The organism is Bradyrhizobium sp. SZCCT0148 (assembly GCF_018129985.1).
GTDB lineage: Bacteria > Pseudomonadota > Alphaproteobacteria > Rhizobiales > Xanthobacteraceae > Bradyrhizobium > Bradyrhizobium japonicum_H.
This window is the reverse complement of record NZ_JAFCKT010000002.1, coordinates 239976-254653: the sequence shown is the minus strand read 5'-3', so window position 1 is coordinate 254653 and position 14678 is coordinate 239976. Positions and strand designations below refer to the sequence as shown.

Below are 14678 nucleotides of genomic sequence, written 5' to 3'. Positions count from 1 at the left end.
GGCGGATTACTTGTCCGCCCGCTGCTGCTGCTTCTTCGCCAGCAGCTGCCGGAGCGCCGCGACCTTGGCGGCGGCCTGATCCGGCGGCAAATCCGCCTTCACGAGGATTTCGGCCTCGCCCTCGCGGCCCTGCAATCCCAGCACGAGCGCGAGATTGGCGCGGATCCGCGCATCGTTCTGATTGCGCTGATAGGCGCGGCCGAGCACCTGCTCGGCCCTCGTCAGATTGTTTTGCAGCATGTAGGACAGGCCGAGGTTGGACAGCACGGTCGGCTCGTCCGGCACGATCTTCAACGCCGCGGCATAATACTGCTGCGCTTCCTCGTTGCGGCCGAGCTGATCGAGCGCCGCGCCCTGCGCCGACAGGATGCGCCAATCCGGATCCTCGGGCGTATGCGCGCGGCTGAGGACGTCGAAGGCCTGCTGGAAGCTGCCGCTGTCGGCGAGCGCGCGGCCGTAGCCGGCGAGCAGCGCCTTGTTGCTGGGATGGGCGAGCACCGCCTGCTCCATGACCGCAACCGCCTGCGCACGCTGACCGCTCTCGCGCAGCGCCTTGCCGTAGGCGAGCGCCACGTTGGGGTCACTGGGCTTGGCGCGATAGCGCTCGCGCAACGCGTCCAATTCGGGCCTGGCGTCGGCCTTGACCGCCGTTTCCGATCGGGCGCCGAGCGCGCCGGTCACATCCTCGATGCCCGCGGTCTGACAGCCGCCGAGCGCGAGCGCTAGAAAGGCGGGAAGCAGCAATCTCGCCGGAGGAGAGGCGAGGGGCGAACGCTTGGGCATACTCTGATCACTCGGCAACTGATCAGAGATGCTTACCGATTAACGCTAAAGTCCCGTTAAGGACCTGCGACCTCAGTCGGTGAACTCGGCACCGAATTCGCAGCCGATGCGCCACCGCAGGCGGCACTGGCGGGAATAGTCGGGGGCGAAGATGATGGTGAATTGCGGCGGCACTTCCAGGAATTCCGCCACCACCTTCACGCCGCCATCCGAAATATCGGTGATCGTGCAGTCCCGCGGCAGCGAGCCCGCGCCAAAATGGATCTTGGCGAGCCGGCTGCACATCCGACGTTCGCTTCTCCGGCGATTTGCAAGCATTTGAACTGTTCACCCGTTGACCACGGCCCATCCCGCAAGCGTAGGAGTAGCTGACATGTGTTGGGATGTGCTGAGCGCAGCCGGTTGCATTCGAGGCGTAGTGTCGGTTCGGTGTTGACGGTCGGTTAGGATTTGCTTCCCGGCCACAGCATTGTTCCCGTATTGTTCTTGCGAAAGTCGCCCGGCTCTGCTACCCCTAATTGTGAAAAGGGGCAGGCTGGTTTGAGCATGGTTCAGCGGGTTTCCACCGTCGCCTTTGAGGGGATCGAGGCCCGTGCGGTCGACGTGCAGGTGCAGGTCGCGCCTGGTTTGCCGGCATTCGCGATCGTCGGCCTGCCGGACAAGGCGGTGTCGGAGGCGCGCGAGCGGGTGCGCTCGGCGTTGATCGCCTCGGGACTCGCGTTGCCGGCGCGGCGGATCATCGTCAATCTGGCGCCGGCCGACCTCCCGAAGGAAGGCAGCCATTACGATCTTCCGATTGCGCTCGGGCTGATGGCGGCGATCGGCGCGATCCCGCCGGATGCGCTCACCGGCTTCACCGTGCTCGGCGAACTCGGCCTCGACGGCTCGATCGCGCCCGTGGCCGGCGTTCTTCCCGCCGCGTTCGGCGCCAATCTACGCGAGGAAGGATTGATCTGCCCGGCCTCGTGCGGCTCCGAAGCAGCGTGGGCGAGCCCGGACATCCAGATCATCGCAGCAAGCTCGCTGATCCAGATCGCCAACCACTTCAAGGGCACGCAGGTGCTGTCGCGGCCGTCGCCAAAGGTCCACGAGTCTGCCGCCTCTACACTCGATTTGCGCGATATCAAGGGCCAGGAAAGCGCCAAGCGCGCACTGGAGATCGCGGCCGCCGGCGGCCATCATCTGCTCATGATCGGCGCGCCCGGCGCCGGCAAATCGATGCTGGCGGCGCGACTACCCTCGATCCTGCCGCCGCTGTCGCCGAGCGAGTTGCTGGAAGTTTCGATGATCGCCTCCGTTGCCGGGGAGATCGAAGGCGGCGCGCTGACCGCGCGGCGGCCGTTTCGCTCGCCGCATCATTCCGCGAGCATGGCCGCGCTTACCGGCGGCGGCATGCGCGCAAAGCCCGGCGAGATTTCGCTGGCGCATCAGGGCGTGCTGTTCCTCGACGAATTGCCGGAGTTCGATCCGCGCGTGCTGGATTCGCTGCGGCAGCCGCTGGAAAACGGCGAGGTCGCGGTGTCGCGCGCCAATCATCGCGTGACCTACCCGGCGCGCTTCATGCTGGTCGCCGCGATGAATCCGTGCCGCTGCGGCAACGCGTTCGAGCCCGGCTATGCCTGCAAGCGCGGCCGCGTCGACCGCTGCACCGGCGACTACCAGGCGCGCATCTCCGGCCCGCTGATGGACCGGATCGATCTGCGCATCGAAGTTCCAGCCGTGACCGCGGCCGATCTGATCCTGCCGTCACCGGCGGAAGGCTCCGCCGAAGTCGCCGCCCGTGTGGCGGCCGCGCGCGACATCCAGCTTGCGCGTTACGCCGATGCCGGCCTGCCCAAGGTTCGCACCAATGCCGAGGCCCCGGCCTCCGTGCTGGAAGAGATCGCAAAGCCGGACGCGCAAGGCCAGAAGCTGCTGCGCGCCGCCGCCGAAACCATGCGGCTGTCGGCGCGCGGCTATCACCGCGTGCTGCGGGTGGCGCGCACGCTCGCCGACCTCGATCGCGCCGACAAGATCGGCCGGCTGCATCTGGCCGAAGCGCTGTCTTACCGCGCACTCGCGGAGGATGTGCGGCAGCCGGCTTGATCATTTCACGCATCAACCCGGCGGTAACGAGTTTCCTTTACGCTCTGCAAACCATAAGGCCCACAAAGTCCCGTACCGGGCCCGGCGAGTAGAGCGTCATGTTGCGTTTCAAGATCCTGGCCTCGGTTATTCCCCTGTTGGCGGCTGCGGTGTTCGCCCGCGCGGAGATCGGATCGGTCTCACATCCCTGCATCGCCCTCGGCGAGACCTCGGTCGAGCTCACCTCGCTGTTCTGGACCGCCGGCGTCCATGTCGCCTTCACCGAAGATCCCGCCCTGGCCACGGTGCGGGTTCAGATCACCGACGATGCCGACGCTGCGGACTTCGTCGTGGTCGACGACGGTCCCGGTTCCGAGCCGGCGTCCTGCCAGGCCAATCCCGCAACGCGCCTCGTCTCGATTGCCGCGCAGCCCGTCGATGGCGGCCAGGTGATCTATCTCTCCGACGAAGGTCCCGCGGATTACCGCATCTATGTGCGCTCGAAATCATTTTCGCAGCGCGAGGCCGCGGCTCTGATCGTCGGCGCCCATGGCGGCCATCGCCCGCTCCCGCTCCAGGCCGCCTCGCTCTGACGCGCGACGGGATCCCGAGGCGTTAACACCTCGTCAACCCTGTTTGGAGGCGACGCCATAGCCTCAAGCTGTTCGCAAGGTCGGCGCGACATCGTCGCAGCCGGCGGGTGGCGGGATTTCGAGAAAGAGTCGGGGTCGATGGCGATGGGTCGGACGTTCCGGATCAAGGTGCGCATGCGCCGCTTCAGGCGACAGCATCCCCGCATCGCCTTCGCGATCCGCTCCTTCATGATCTTCTCGGCGACCTTCGGCGGCGCCTATGGCTTCGTGTCCGGCAGCCGGTCCGAGAATTCCGGCTACGATCCCTACACCTTCGCGATCGGCGCGAGCTTCTTGTTCGCACTCGCCTGCCTCGGCCTGGCGACGCTGAGCATGCGCCTGCGCTTCGTGAACAAGCGGATGCGTACGCTCGCCGCGCACAACGAGGCGCTGATCGATCGCAATTGGGAGCTGAAGGAAGCCGAAGAGCGCGCCCGCAGCCTGTTCGAGCAGCAGGGCGACCTCATCGTGCTGCGCGCTCCCGATGGCCGCATCACTTTTGCCAACGAAGCCTATTGCGCGCTCGCAGCACAGCCGCGCAGCGCGCTGGTCGGCACGCGTTTCGATTTCGACGTGCTGGAGCAGGGCGACAGCGCCCGCGAGAGCAGCGGCACACGCATTCACGACCAGAAGATCGCAACCCCGCTCGGCGCGCGCTGGATCGCCTGGCGCGAAGGCTATGTCCGCCTCGATGCCGGACAGCCCGCCGAACTGCAGAGCGTGGGACGCGACGTCACCGACCGCACCGAGACCGAGCGCGCTTTGTCCGACGCGCGCGACCAGGCCGACGCCGCCAACCGCGCCAAATCGCGCTTCCTCGCGATGGCCTCGCACGAAATCCGCACCCCCCTGAACGGCATCATCGGCATGGGCGGCCTCCTGCTCGACACCACGCTGACCCCGGAGCAGGCGACGTATGCCAAAGCAGTGAAGACCTCGGGCGAGGCCCTGATGGCGCTGATCGAGGAGTTGCTCGATTATTCCAAGATCGAGGCCGGCAAGCTCGATCTCGAACAGCGTCCCTTCGCGCTCTCGACCCTGATCGAGGAGATCACCGAGCTGCTCGCGCCCCGTGCGCAGGCCAAGTCGCTCGAGATTGCCGCCTATGTCGACGAACGCCTGCCGCTGGAGGTGGTCGGCGATGCCGCGCGGCTGCGCCAGGTGCTGCTCAATCTCGCGGGCAACGCCATCAAATTCACGAGCACCGGCGGCGTCGCATTGATCGTCGAGCCCGGCATCTGGCCGAACGAGATCAGCTTCCTGGTCCGGGACACCGGAATCGGCATTGCGCCGGAGGCGCAGCAGCGCATCTTCCGCGAATTCGAGCAGGCCGACGAGCGCGTCGCCCGCACCTACGGCGGCACCGGCCTTGGCCTTTCCATCAGCGAGCGCATCGTCAAGCGCATGGGCGGCCGGATCACGCTCGTGAGCGAGCCGGGCAAAGGTTCGACCTTCGAGATCGCGGTGCCGCTTCCGCCGTCGCAAGCCAGCGCGGGACAGACGGCCTTTCCAAGCCCTGACCTCGCGGGCAAGTCGTTGCTCCTCGTCGCCGACGGCATCGAGGCCTCGCTGATCGCGCGGCGCCTCGAGCGCTGGGGTGGCCAGACCTGCATGGTTGCGGATGTGGCGGTCGCCGAAGCGCTGCTGCCGGAACGCTCATGGCACGCGGTGCTGATCGATCGTGCGGTTGGCCCCGCCGCAGCCGACCAGCTCGGCGAAAAAGCCCGCGCGCATGCGCTGCAGCGTCTCGTGCTGCTGACCTCCAGCTCGCGTCACGAAAAGCTGTCGCCGGCCTTCACCGGCTTTCTTGTGAAGCCGCTGCGGGCGGCCTCTCTCGCTGCGCGCCTTGCGCTGACGCCGGAGGTCGCCTCGCCCGATCTTGCGCCGGAACCTCCGGCTGACGCCGCCGGAACGACCGCTGCCAAAGGCATGTCGATCCTCGTCGCCGAGGACAATGAGATCAACGCGCTGTTGATGCGCTCATTGCTGACGAAGCTCGGCCATCGCGTCGTCATCGCCGTGCACGGCGAGGCCGCGCTGGAGTCTTGGCTCGCTGCTTCATCGGCCGGCACGCCCTATGATCTCGTGCTGATGGACATCCAGATGCCGCAGCTCGACGGCATCGAGGCGACGAAGCGCATCCGCGCGCATGAGGCCGCGACGGGCGGCCAGCACACGCCGATCCTCGCGCTCACCGCCAATACGCTGGTGGAGGATCGCTATGCCTGCTTTGAGGCTGGCATGACCGGATTCCTGATCAAGCCGCTCGATCGCGACAAGCTGGACGAAGCGCTGGCGGGGCTTGCGGCGTCACGGCGGCTGGCCGTCTGATCCCGCAATTGCGCGGGAACCTTCATCGCGGCTTCAATCGATAATTGAAGTCGGCCGCATTGCGCGTCACCATGGCCAAGGGGCGTTTTGCAGCGAAGGACTTTGCGCATGAACGTGCTTTGCCGCCTCGCACTCGTTGTTTGTCTCGCGGGAATATCCCGCCCGGCCGCAGCCGATACGCCGGAGCTCATCGCCTCGCTCAAGCAAGGCGGCTTTGTCCTGATCTTTCGGCACACCGCCACCGACGACAGCCAGAAGGACGTCTACCCCTTCAAGTTCGACGACATGAGCGCGCAGCGCCAGCTCAGCGACAAGGGCAGGGATATGGCACGGCAGATCGGGGCGGCCGTGAAGGAGCATGCGATCCCGATCGGCGATGTCTATACCAGCCGGCTCAATCGCGCGATCGAGGCCGGCAAGCTGATCACCGGCCGGGAGGTCAAGCCGATTGACGCCTTGACGGACAGCAGCAACGCCAGCGCATCGGGGATGGCGAACCCGACCGGCGCCAACGCAAAGGCCGGACAGGCCATGCGTCAGCTCGTCGACGCGCCGCCGCGTGCCGGAACCAACACCTTCCTGGTCACCCACAAGACCAACATCGCCGATGCCTTCGGTAAGGAGGCCGGCGACGTGCAGGAAGGCGAAGCTTTCGTCTACAAGGCCGGTCCCTCGGGCTCCGCAACCTTTGCAGGACGCATCAAATTCGCCGATTGGACCATGAAAACCGGCAAGTGACTGACTGCATCGAACGCGGCGGCCGATGCGACGGAGACGGAGCGTGACTTGCCGCTCCGCCTCCGTCCTGTGCTACCAACGTCCCGGAAGCAGCGACTGAAGGGCCGTTGACACGTGAGAACATCAGAAGACCGCTCGTTCCTAGTCTGGCTTGTCATGATCTCCCTCGCGTTCGGCTGGGTGCTTTGGCCGTTTTCCGGCGCATTGCTGTGGGCCACGCTGCTGGCGATCATTTTTGCGCCCTTCTACCGACGGTGCCTGGGAACATTGCCGGGATGGCACAATCTCGCCGCGCTTTTCACCGTGATCGTCGTGGTCGTCATGGTCCTGATCCCCATCGGGGTCGTGATCGCTTCGCTCGTCGACCAGGGGGGCGAGGTGGTTCAGCGCGTTCAGACCGGCGAGATCGATCTGACTCATCCGCTACAGCAGCTGAAAGCCGCGCTGCCGGACTGGGCCGTGTCGATGTCGGATCGGCTCGCCGGCATCGATCTGACATCCCTGAAAGAACGCCTATCGAGCCTGGTGGTCCCGGCCGGCCAGCAGCTGGCGGGGCACGCGCTCAACATAGGTCAGTTCACGGCTGAGTTTGTCGCGAGCGTCCTCGTCATGCTCTACGTGCTGTTCTTCCTGCTGCGCGACGGCGACGACCTGAACCTGCGCATCCGCAATGCGCTGCCGCTGCGCGCGAGCCACACCGCCGAGATCCTGGATGCGTTTACGCTGGCGGTTCGTGGCACCATCAAGGGGATCATCCTGGTTGCGCTGATCCAGGGCGCGCTTGGCGGGGTGATCTTTTGGCTCCTAGGCCTCACTGCGCCGCTGCTGGCGGGTGCCATCATGGCGCTCCTTTCGCTTCTTCCCGTGCTCGGCTCCGCCCTGGTCTGGGTTCCGGCCGCCCTCTATTTGCTAATGACGGGCGCTGTCACGAAGGGAATCATTCTGCTCGCCTTCGGGATCTTCGTGATCGGCTTGGCCGACAATTTCCTCCGCCCCATCCTGGTAGGACAGTCGATTCAGATGCCGAGCTATGTTGTGCTGCTCGCCACCGTGGGCGGCCTCGCAGCCTTCGGAGCGAACGGCTTCGTCATCGGCCCGCTCGTCGCCGCAATGTTTCTGACGGCGTGGCACATCTTTGTCAGCGCGAAAGAACGCCGGGACGTGGGGACGTAAACCATTAAGCGGCGTACGCGATGAAGCGGGGCGCGGACAGCTTGCCAGGAGACCCAAGGTCGCCCCTGAAGATCGTGTCGGTCTGCCCGGCGCGTTTGCAGTGCGGGCAGACGAACAGATGCGTGATGATCGGAACCGGCTCGTCCGCGAGCAGTTCCGAGCGGTACCACCTCATCTCGATATGGCAATCGGGGCAGGTCGGCGCTTCGAGCTGCTCCGCGGCGCTTCTCAGACGATCAACCATGGAGCCCTCGCGTTCCGAAGGTCATAGCCGAATACCTATTTCCGGTCTGCAACAAAAGATACCTTGCCCGAAAAGCGCAGCACCGTGGCCCGCTCCGGTTACAGCCGTCGGAGCGCGACGCTCTCCACCGCGTGATCGGCACCCTTCTTCAGGATCAGCGTCGCGCGGGGGCGGGTCGGCAGGATGTTGTCCTCGAGATTGGCGAGGTTGGTGCGCTCCCAGATCGCGGTCGCGGTGGCGGTGGCTTCCTCGTCCGACAGCAGCGCATAGCGGTTGAAGTAGGATTTCGGGTTGGTGAACGCGGTGTCGCGCAGCGCCAGGAAGCGCTTGATGTACCAGCGTCGCAGCGCCGCCTCGTCGGCATCGATATAGACCGAGAAATCGAAGAAGTCGGAGACCACCGGCACCGCCTTCCCGTCGCGCGGCAGCTTGCCGGTCTGCAGCACGTTGACGCCCTCAACGATCAGGATGTCGGGTTGGTCGATTTCGGCCCATTCGTTCGGCACGATGTCGTAGGTCAGATGTGAATAGACCGGCGAGCGGACATGGCGGCGTCCCGACTTGATGTCGGACAGAAAATTGAGCAGCAGCGGCAGGTCGTAGCTTTCCGGAAAGCCCTTCTTCTGCAGGATGCCCTGCTGTTCGAGCAGGGCCTTCGGGTAGAGAAATCCGTCGGTGGTGATCAGTTCGACCTTCGGACGCGGCGACCAGCGCGCCAGCAGCGCCTGGAGCACGCGGGCGGTGGTGGATTTTCCGACCGCGACCGAACCGGCGACGCCGATGATGTAGGGCATCTTGCGATCGCGGATGTTGAGAAACTGGCGCTCCGCGTAATACAGGCGCTGCATCGCATCGACATAGATCGAGAGCAGGCGCGACAGCGGAAGATAGATGTCCTCGACTTCCTTGAGATCGAGGCGGTCATGGAGCGAGCGCAGCCGGTCGAACTCCCCCGGCTCCAGCGTCATCGGCGTGTCGTCGCGCAGACGCGCCCACTCCTCGCGCGAATAGATGCGGTACGGATTATACTGCTGCTCGGGTGCGCGGATATCCATGACGCAACCTTCTCCGTTGAGGCTTATGTCAGCCCTTACGCGACGCTTTCTCTTCCAACCCCGACATGTTCGTACGCTTGTCGAGCGTGGCTTCCACCTCTTCCAGCTTTATGCCGCGGGACTTGAGCAGCACAAGGAAGTGATAGAGCAGATCGGCACTCTCAGCGATCAGATGCGCGCGATCGTTTTCGACTGCTGCGATTACGGTTTCGACTGCCTCCTCACCGAACTTCTTGGCGCAATGCTCGGCACCCTTGTCGAGAAGCTTTCGGGTATAGGACGCTTCGCCACCGGCCGCCGCGCGGGCGTCGATCGTCTCGGCCAGATCGTGGATCGTGAAACGCGGCATCGGAATTACTCGAAAACACACAAAGCCAGAGGCCCATCCCCGGCGGCCACTGTAGCATTTTTATGAAGCGGAGTCGTCAGGCATCCAGGCGCATGGGTAACCCGCGCCGCGCCATGTGCTCCTTGGCTTCACGAATGGTGAATTCCCCGAAATGGAAGATCGAGGCGGCGAGCACGGCCGTGGCGTGGCCGTCGCGGATGCCGTCGACGAGGTGGTCGAGATTGCCGACGCCGCCCGAGGCGATCACGGGCACGGCAACGCTGTCGGCGATTGCCCGGGTCAGCGGGATGTCGAATCCCTGCCGCGTGCCGTCGCGATCCATCGAGGTCAGCAGGATCTCACCGGCGCCGAGCGAGACCACCTCCTGAGCATATTCGATGGCATCGATGCCGGTCGAGTTGCGGCCGCCATGGGTGAAGATCTCCCAGCGCTCGCCACCGCCGGCACGCTTGACCCGCTTGGCGTCGATCGCAACCACCACGCATTGCTCGCCGAATTTTTCGGCTGCTTCCTTGACGAACTCGCGACGGGATACCGCGGCGCTGTTGATCGAGACCTTGTCGGCGCCGGCGCGCAGCAGCGTCTTGATGTCGTTGACCTCGCGCACGCCGCCGCCGACGGTTACCGGCATGAAGCACGCCTCAGCGGTGCGACGGACGACGTCCAGCATGATGCCGCGGTTCTCATGGGTCGCGGTGATATCGAGGAAGGTGAGCTCGTCGGCGCCGGCGGCGTCATAGGCGATCGCGGCTTCGACGGGGTCGCCGGCATCCCTGAGATCGACGAAGTTGACGCCCTTGACGACGCGGCCGTCCTTGACGTCGAGGCAGGGGATTACGCGCACCTTGAACATCTTCAGCTCCCAGGCGCACGCGCGTTGCGGATCAAGGTGAGGGCGGCGGCGGGATCGAGCCGGCCGTCATAGAGCGCGCGGCCGGCAATCGCGCCGGCCAGCTTTTTGGCGCGCGGTGTCAGCATCGCCTTGACGTCCTCGATCGAGGCGAGGCCGCCGGAGGCAATCACGGGAATTGTGATGGCGTCGGCCAGCGCAATGGTCGCATCGAGGTTCAGGCCCTTGAGCAGGCCGTCGCGCGCGATGTCGGTGAAGATGATGGCAGCAACGCCGGCATCCTCGAAGCGTTGCGCGATCTCCAGCACTGTAACTTGCGAAGTCTCGGCCCAGCCCTCGACCGCGACCTTGCCGTCGCGCGCGTCCAGCCCGACCGCGACGCGGCCGGGGAATTTCTTCGCCGCAGCCTTCACCAACTCCGGATCGCGCACCGCGGCGGTGCCGATGATGACGCGGGTGATGCCCTTGTCGAGCCAGGCTTCGACGGTCTTGAGATCGCGAATGCCGCCGCCGAGCTGCACCGGAATCCTGATCGTCTTCAGCATCGCCTCGACGGCTTGCGCATTCACCGGCTTGCCGGCGAAGGCACCGTCGAGGTCGACGACGTGGAGATACTCGAAACCCTGCTCGACAAAGCTCTGCGCCTGTGCGGCCGGATTGAGGTTGAACACGGTCGCGCGCGCCATGTCGCCTTGCTCGAGGCGCACGCACTGGCCGTTCTTGAGATCTATCGCGGGGAAGAGAATCACGGTTTCCATCGCAAAAAGTTCGAGATCAAAGCGAGGCCGAAGCGCTGGCTCTTCTCGGGGTGAAACTGCGTGCCGATGGCGGTGTCCTTGCCGACGATGGCGGTCACCGGCCCGCCGTAGTCGGCGCGCGCGAGCACGTCCGCCTCGTTAACGGCGTTGAGGTGGTAGGAGTGCACGAAATAAGCGTGCTGGCCTTTCGGGCCGAGCGGCAGCTTGTTCAGCACCGGATGTTCCTGCAACAGGTCGAGCGTGTTCCAGCCCATGTGCGGGATCTTCAGGCTCTCGTCACGCGGCGTGATCTTCTCGACGTCGCCGCCGATCCAGTTCAGGCCATCGGTGATGACATGCTCCTTGCCGCGGCTCGCCATCAGCTGCATGCCGACGCAGATGCCGAAGAACGGCCGCGCCTTGACGCGCACCGCTTCGGTGATCGCTTCGACCATGCCGTTGACGGCATCCAGCCCGCGCCGGCAATCGGCGAAGGCGCCGACGCCCGGCAGCACCAGACGATCGGCCTCGTAGGCCTGGTCGGGGTCGCTGGTGACGAAGACCTTTTGCGGATTTTCGAGGCTGCGGGCGGCGCGTTCGAATGCCTTGGCGGCGGAATGCAGATTCCCGGAACCGTAATCGATGATGGCGACGCTCATCTTGACCCTCCCGGTTCTGGAAACAACCCGATGATGCCGCCGGCCGGAATCGGCGGCGGGTTCGAGAATTGCTGACCCGGCACGCTGCGGGTCGGCGGCGGGCCACCGCGATCGACGGCCCATTGATCGTTGACGATGCCGTGCTGCTTCTGGCTCCAACGCTCGAAGAAGCGGCGCTCGGCGGTGTCCTCGTCGTCCGCAACAACCACGTCGAGCTGCCGCCATTTTCCGCGCGACAGCGTCCAGCGGCGCAGGCTCGAGGCTTCGAGGCCCATCAGGAGCGCGACGATGAGATCTGCGAAGAAGATCGAACCACGCCCGACGCCAAGGCTCGACAGTCCGGCATTGAACGCCGCGACGAACACCAGAAAGCCGATCAGCGCCAGCCACAGCCTGTTCCACAGCAGCCAGAGCGGACCGAAGATCATGGCCCAGAAATGGAATCCGTCGCGCACGAACACGAACTTGTCGGTCGCGCGCAGATCGGCTCCAGCGGGCGAGGGAGCATGAACTGTATAGACAGGCATGGTGATGCCCCGTTCCCAAGAATTCAGTGATACCGCAAGCGGCGCGTGCCGCCGGCCGAAAGACGTCAGCCGCCGAGCGAGCCCTTGGTGGACGGGATCTCTCCCGCCGCTTTCGGATCGATCGCGACCGCGGTGCGCAGCGCCCGCGCCAAGCCCTTGAAGCAGGACTCGGCGATATGGTGGCTGTTATCGCCATATAGGGTCTCGACGTGCAGAGTCACGCCGGCATTCATGGCAAAGGCCTGGAACCACTCGCGCACCAGCTCGGTGTCGAACTCGCCGATCTTGTTGCGGGGAAAGTCGGCCTTGAACACCAGGAACGGGCGGCCCGAGATGTCGATGACCACGCGCGACAGCGTCTCGTCCATCGGCATATGCACGCCGGCATAGCGGGTAATGCCGGCCATGTTGCCGAGCGCCTGCCTGACCGCCTGGCCGAGCGCGATGCCGGTGTCTTCGGTGGTATGGTGATAATCAATGTGCAAATCGCCCACCGCCTTGACCGTGAGGTCGATGCGGGAATGGCGGGCGAGGAGATCGAGCATATGGTCGAAAAAGCCGATGCCGGTCGCGATATCGGCCGCACCGGTGCCATCGAGGTTCACGGTGACCTCGATCTCGGTTTCCTTGGTCTTGCGCTTGATCGTCGCGGTGCGCATTGAAACTAGCTTTCATCCTGGCTCGGGGCCGAAAACGCCGGTCTTTTAACAGCCAAATGACGCCTTCGCTACCGCGGGATCGCCTTGGCAGGCCGGCACTTCCACCTATGGTGAGCGAAATCCGGCCCGGAACGGCCCGTTGTGCGCCTGCGCCGGACCGCCTAAATCAGGCGGATAGCGAGGATCATTCATGCAGGCTTCCCAGAACAGCTCGCCGGGCTGGCACGGCACCACGATCTTGACGGTCCGCAAGGGCGGCAAGGTGGTGGTTGGCGGCGACGGCCAGGTCTCGATCGGCCAGACGGTCATCAAGTCCAATGCCAAAAAGGTCCGGAAACTCGGCAAGGGCGACGTGATCGGCGGCTTTGCCGGCGCGACGGCCGACGCCTTCACCCTGTTTGAGCGGCTGGAGGCCAAGCTCGAGCAATATCCGGGGCAGCTGACCCGGGCCGCGGTCGAGCTTGCCAAAGACTGGCGAACCGACCGCTATCTGCGGCGGCTGGAGGCCATGATGATCGTGGCCGACAAGGACGTCTCCCTGGTTCTGACAGGCACCGGCGACGTGCTCGAACCCGAGGCCGGCGTCATGGCGATCGGCTCCGGCGGCAATTACGCGCTGGCCGCGGCACGCGCGCTGCTCGACACCGACAAGGACGCCGAGGCCATCGTCCGCCGCTCCCTCGACATCGCCGCCGACATCTGCGTCTACACCAACCGGAATTTGACGATCGAAAGCCTGGCGACGGGCTAGGCCATGGCGCATGCCTACACCTTCCGCCCGATGATCAGGGCTGACATGCCGCTGATCCGGCGGTGGCTGGACGCGCCGCATGTCGCCGAATGGTGGCATGATCCGGAGTCGCTGGAGTTCGTCGGCGGCGATCTCGATCATCCTGACCTCGCGCAGTTCATCGTCAGCCTGGACGGTCGGCCCTTGGCCTATCTGCAGTGCTATCGGCTCGGCGAATGGCACCTGAGCTTCGGTCCGCAGCCGATCGGAGCACGCGGTCTCGATCAATTCATCGGCGAGGCCGACATGCTCGGACGCGGCCACGGCTCCGCTTTCATCTGCGCATTCATCGACGAGCTATTCGCGGGCGGCGTACCGCGCATCGTGATCGATCCGAATCCCGCCAATGCCCGTGCGATCCGTGCCTATGAGAAGGCCGGATTTGTGCCACAGCATGCCATTGTCACACCCGACGGTCCTGCACTCCTGATGATCCGAGACCCATGACGCTCGCCGCGACGCCTGCCGCCAAGACCACTTTTCCGCCGCTTGCCTGGGTCGGCATCGCGCTGCTGCTGCTGGCGCTGCAGGCCGCGATCCTGTTCGCGATGGGGCGGGTTCCGATCTGCACCTGCGGCACCATCAAGCTGTGGCATGGCGTGTTGAACAGCTCTGAGAATTCCCAGCACATCGCCGACTGGTACACCTTCTCGCACGTACTGCACGGCTTCCTGTTCTATGGCCTGACATGGCTGCTGTTCGTGCGCCTGCCGTTCGTCTCTCTCTCCTGGCCGGCGCGACTGATCATCGCCATGCTGATCGAAGGCGCCTGGGAGATCGTCGAAAACTCGCCCTTCATCATCGAGCGCTACCGCGCCGGTACGATCTCGCTGGATTATTTCGGCGACAGCATCGTCAATTCGGTCTCTGACAATTTGTCCATGATACTCGGGTTCCTCGCTGCGCGCGTGCTGCCCGTATCAGCGACGATCCTGATCGGCCTCGCCTTCGAGCTCATGCTGGCGCTGCACATTCGCGACAATCTGACGCTCAACATCCTGATGCTGATCCATCCAATCGAGGCCGTGAAGCAATGGCAATCCGGCCCGCCCATCATCTGACGCAAAATCCGGCTTGTCCTACCCCG

Annotated in this window: 18 protein-coding genes; 8 read left to right on the top strand and 10 right to left on the bottom strand. The window is 64.9% G+C overall.

The window, feature by feature from the left end; genetic code table 11:
* Window positions 1-6: 6 nt before the first annotated feature.
* Together JQ580_RS09655 and JQ580_RS09650 are read right to left on the bottom strand one after the other, a co-directional pair.
* Complete coding sequence (locus JQ580_RS09655) at window positions 7-783, bottom strand: tetratricopeptide repeat protein (RefSeq protein ID WP_212279663.1); 777 nt, start codon at window positions 781-783, stop codon at window positions 7-9.
* A 72-nt stretch (window positions 784-855) separates the two neighbouring features.
* The gene (locus JQ580_RS09650; RefSeq protein ID WP_091965316.1) at window positions 856-1101 is read right to left on the bottom strand and encodes a PilZ domain-containing protein; all 246 of its coding nucleotides are present in this window, start codon (window positions 1099-1101) and stop codon (window positions 856-858) included.
* Window positions 1102-1329: 228 nt separating this feature from the next.
* On the opposite strand from JQ580_RS09650, the gene JQ580_RS09645 reads away from it, so the two are divergent.
* From JQ580_RS09645 to JQ580_RS09625, 5 genes are all read left to right on the top strand, one after another.
* The gene (locus JQ580_RS09645; protein WP_212279661.1) at window positions 1330-2868 is read left to right on the top strand and encodes a YifB family Mg chelatase-like AAA ATPase; all 1539 of its coding nucleotides are present in this window, start codon (window positions 1330-1332) and stop codon (window positions 2866-2868) included.
* 98 nt (window positions 2869-2966) lie between these two features.
* The gene (locus tag JQ580_RS09640) at window positions 2967-3440 is read left to right on the top strand and encodes a hypothetical protein (protein ID WP_212279659.1); all 474 of its coding nucleotides are present in this window, start codon (window positions 2967-2969) and stop codon (window positions 3438-3440) included.
* A gap of 138 nt (window positions 3441-3578) precedes the next feature.
* On the top strand, window positions 3579-5810 hold the full coding sequence (locus tag JQ580_RS09635; protein ID WP_249134073.1) for a PAS domain-containing hybrid sensor histidine kinase/response regulator: 2232 nt from the start codon (window positions 3579-3581) through the stop codon (window positions 5808-5810).
* Window positions 5811-5918: 108 nt separating this feature from the next.
* Entirely contained in the window at window positions 5919-6548 is a 630-nt protein-coding gene (locus JQ580_RS09630) for a histidine phosphatase family protein (protein WP_212279657.1), read from the top strand.
* A 156-nt stretch (window positions 6549-6704) separates the two neighbouring features.
* Window positions 6705-7721, top strand: coding sequence for an AI-2E family transporter (locus JQ580_RS09625; RefSeq protein ID WP_249134072.1), 1017 nt, complete (start codon window positions 6705-6707; stop codon window positions 7719-7721).
* 4 nt (window positions 7722-7725) lie between these two features.
* Here the strand turns inward: JQ580_RS09625 and JQ580_RS09620 are convergent, their stop codons facing one another.
* The 8 genes from JQ580_RS09620 to hisB form a co-directional block, all read right to left on the bottom strand.
* Window positions 7726-7965, bottom strand: coding sequence for a hypothetical protein (locus JQ580_RS09620; RefSeq protein ID WP_212279653.1), 240 nt, complete (start codon window positions 7963-7965; stop codon window positions 7726-7728).
* Window positions 7966-8063: 98 nt separating this feature from the next.
* Window positions 8064-9020, bottom strand: a complete 957-nt coding sequence (gene coaA, locus JQ580_RS09615; RefSeq protein WP_063198763.1) for a type I pantothenate kinase — start codon at window positions 9018-9020, stop codon at window positions 8064-8066.
* Window positions 9021-9048: 28 nt separating this feature from the next.
* Window positions 9049-9369, bottom strand: coding sequence for a phosphoribosyl-ATP diphosphatase (locus JQ580_RS09610; protein WP_212279651.1), 321 nt, complete (start codon window positions 9367-9369; stop codon window positions 9049-9051).
* A 76-nt stretch (window positions 9370-9445) separates the two neighbouring features.
* Window positions 9446-10222, bottom strand: coding sequence for an imidazole glycerol phosphate synthase subunit HisF (hisF, locus tag JQ580_RS09605; RefSeq protein WP_212279649.1), 777 nt, complete (start codon window positions 10220-10222; stop codon window positions 9446-9448).
* A 2-nt stretch (window positions 10223-10224) separates the two neighbouring features.
* Window positions 10225-10968, bottom strand: a complete 744-nt coding sequence (gene hisA, locus JQ580_RS09600; protein WP_212280223.1) for a 1-(5-phosphoribosyl)-5-[(5-phosphoribosylamino)methylideneamino]imidazole-4-carboxamide isomerase — start codon at window positions 10966-10968, stop codon at window positions 10225-10227.
* Window positions 10965-11615, bottom strand: a complete 651-nt coding sequence (gene hisH / locus JQ580_RS09595) for an imidazole glycerol phosphate synthase subunit HisH (RefSeq protein WP_212279647.1) — start codon at window positions 11613-11615, stop codon at window positions 10965-10967. Before hisH ends, hisA begins: the two co-directional genes overlap by 4 nt.
* Window positions 11612-12142, bottom strand: a complete 531-nt coding sequence (locus JQ580_RS09590) for a DUF2628 domain-containing protein (RefSeq protein WP_212279646.1) — start codon at window positions 12140-12142, stop codon at window positions 11612-11614. The genes hisH and JQ580_RS09590 overlap by 4 nt, the downstream gene beginning before the upstream one ends.
* A 65-nt stretch (window positions 12143-12207) precedes the next feature.
* The gene (gene hisB / locus JQ580_RS09585) at window positions 12208-12801 is read right to left on the bottom strand and encodes an imidazoleglycerol-phosphate dehydratase HisB (RefSeq protein WP_212279644.1); all 594 of its coding nucleotides are present in this window, start codon (window positions 12799-12801) and stop codon (window positions 12208-12210) included.
* A 190-nt stretch (window positions 12802-12991) separates the two neighbouring features.
* On the opposite strand from hisB, the gene hslV reads away from it, so the two are divergent.
* From hslV to JQ580_RS09570, 3 genes are read left to right on the top strand one after another with little or no spacing between them, the layout of a single operon-like run.
* Window positions 12992-13552 (top strand): ATP-dependent protease subunit HslV, encoded by a 561-nt coding sequence (hslV, locus tag JQ580_RS09580; RefSeq protein ID WP_212279642.1) that lies wholly within the window; start codon window positions 12992-12994, stop codon window positions 13550-13552.
* 3 nt (window positions 13553-13555) lie between these two features.
* Window positions 13556-14038: a GNAT family N-acetyltransferase gene (locus JQ580_RS09575; protein WP_212279640.1), complete on the top strand. Its 483-nt coding sequence runs from the start codon at window positions 13556-13558 to the stop codon at window positions 14036-14038.
* Window positions 14035-14652: a DUF2585 domain-containing protein gene (locus tag JQ580_RS09570; protein ID WP_212279638.1), complete on the top strand. Its 618-nt coding sequence runs from the start codon at window positions 14035-14037 to the stop codon at window positions 14650-14652. The genes JQ580_RS09575 and JQ580_RS09570 overlap by 4 nt, the downstream gene beginning before the upstream one ends.
* Window positions 14653-14678: the final 26 nt, after the last annotated feature.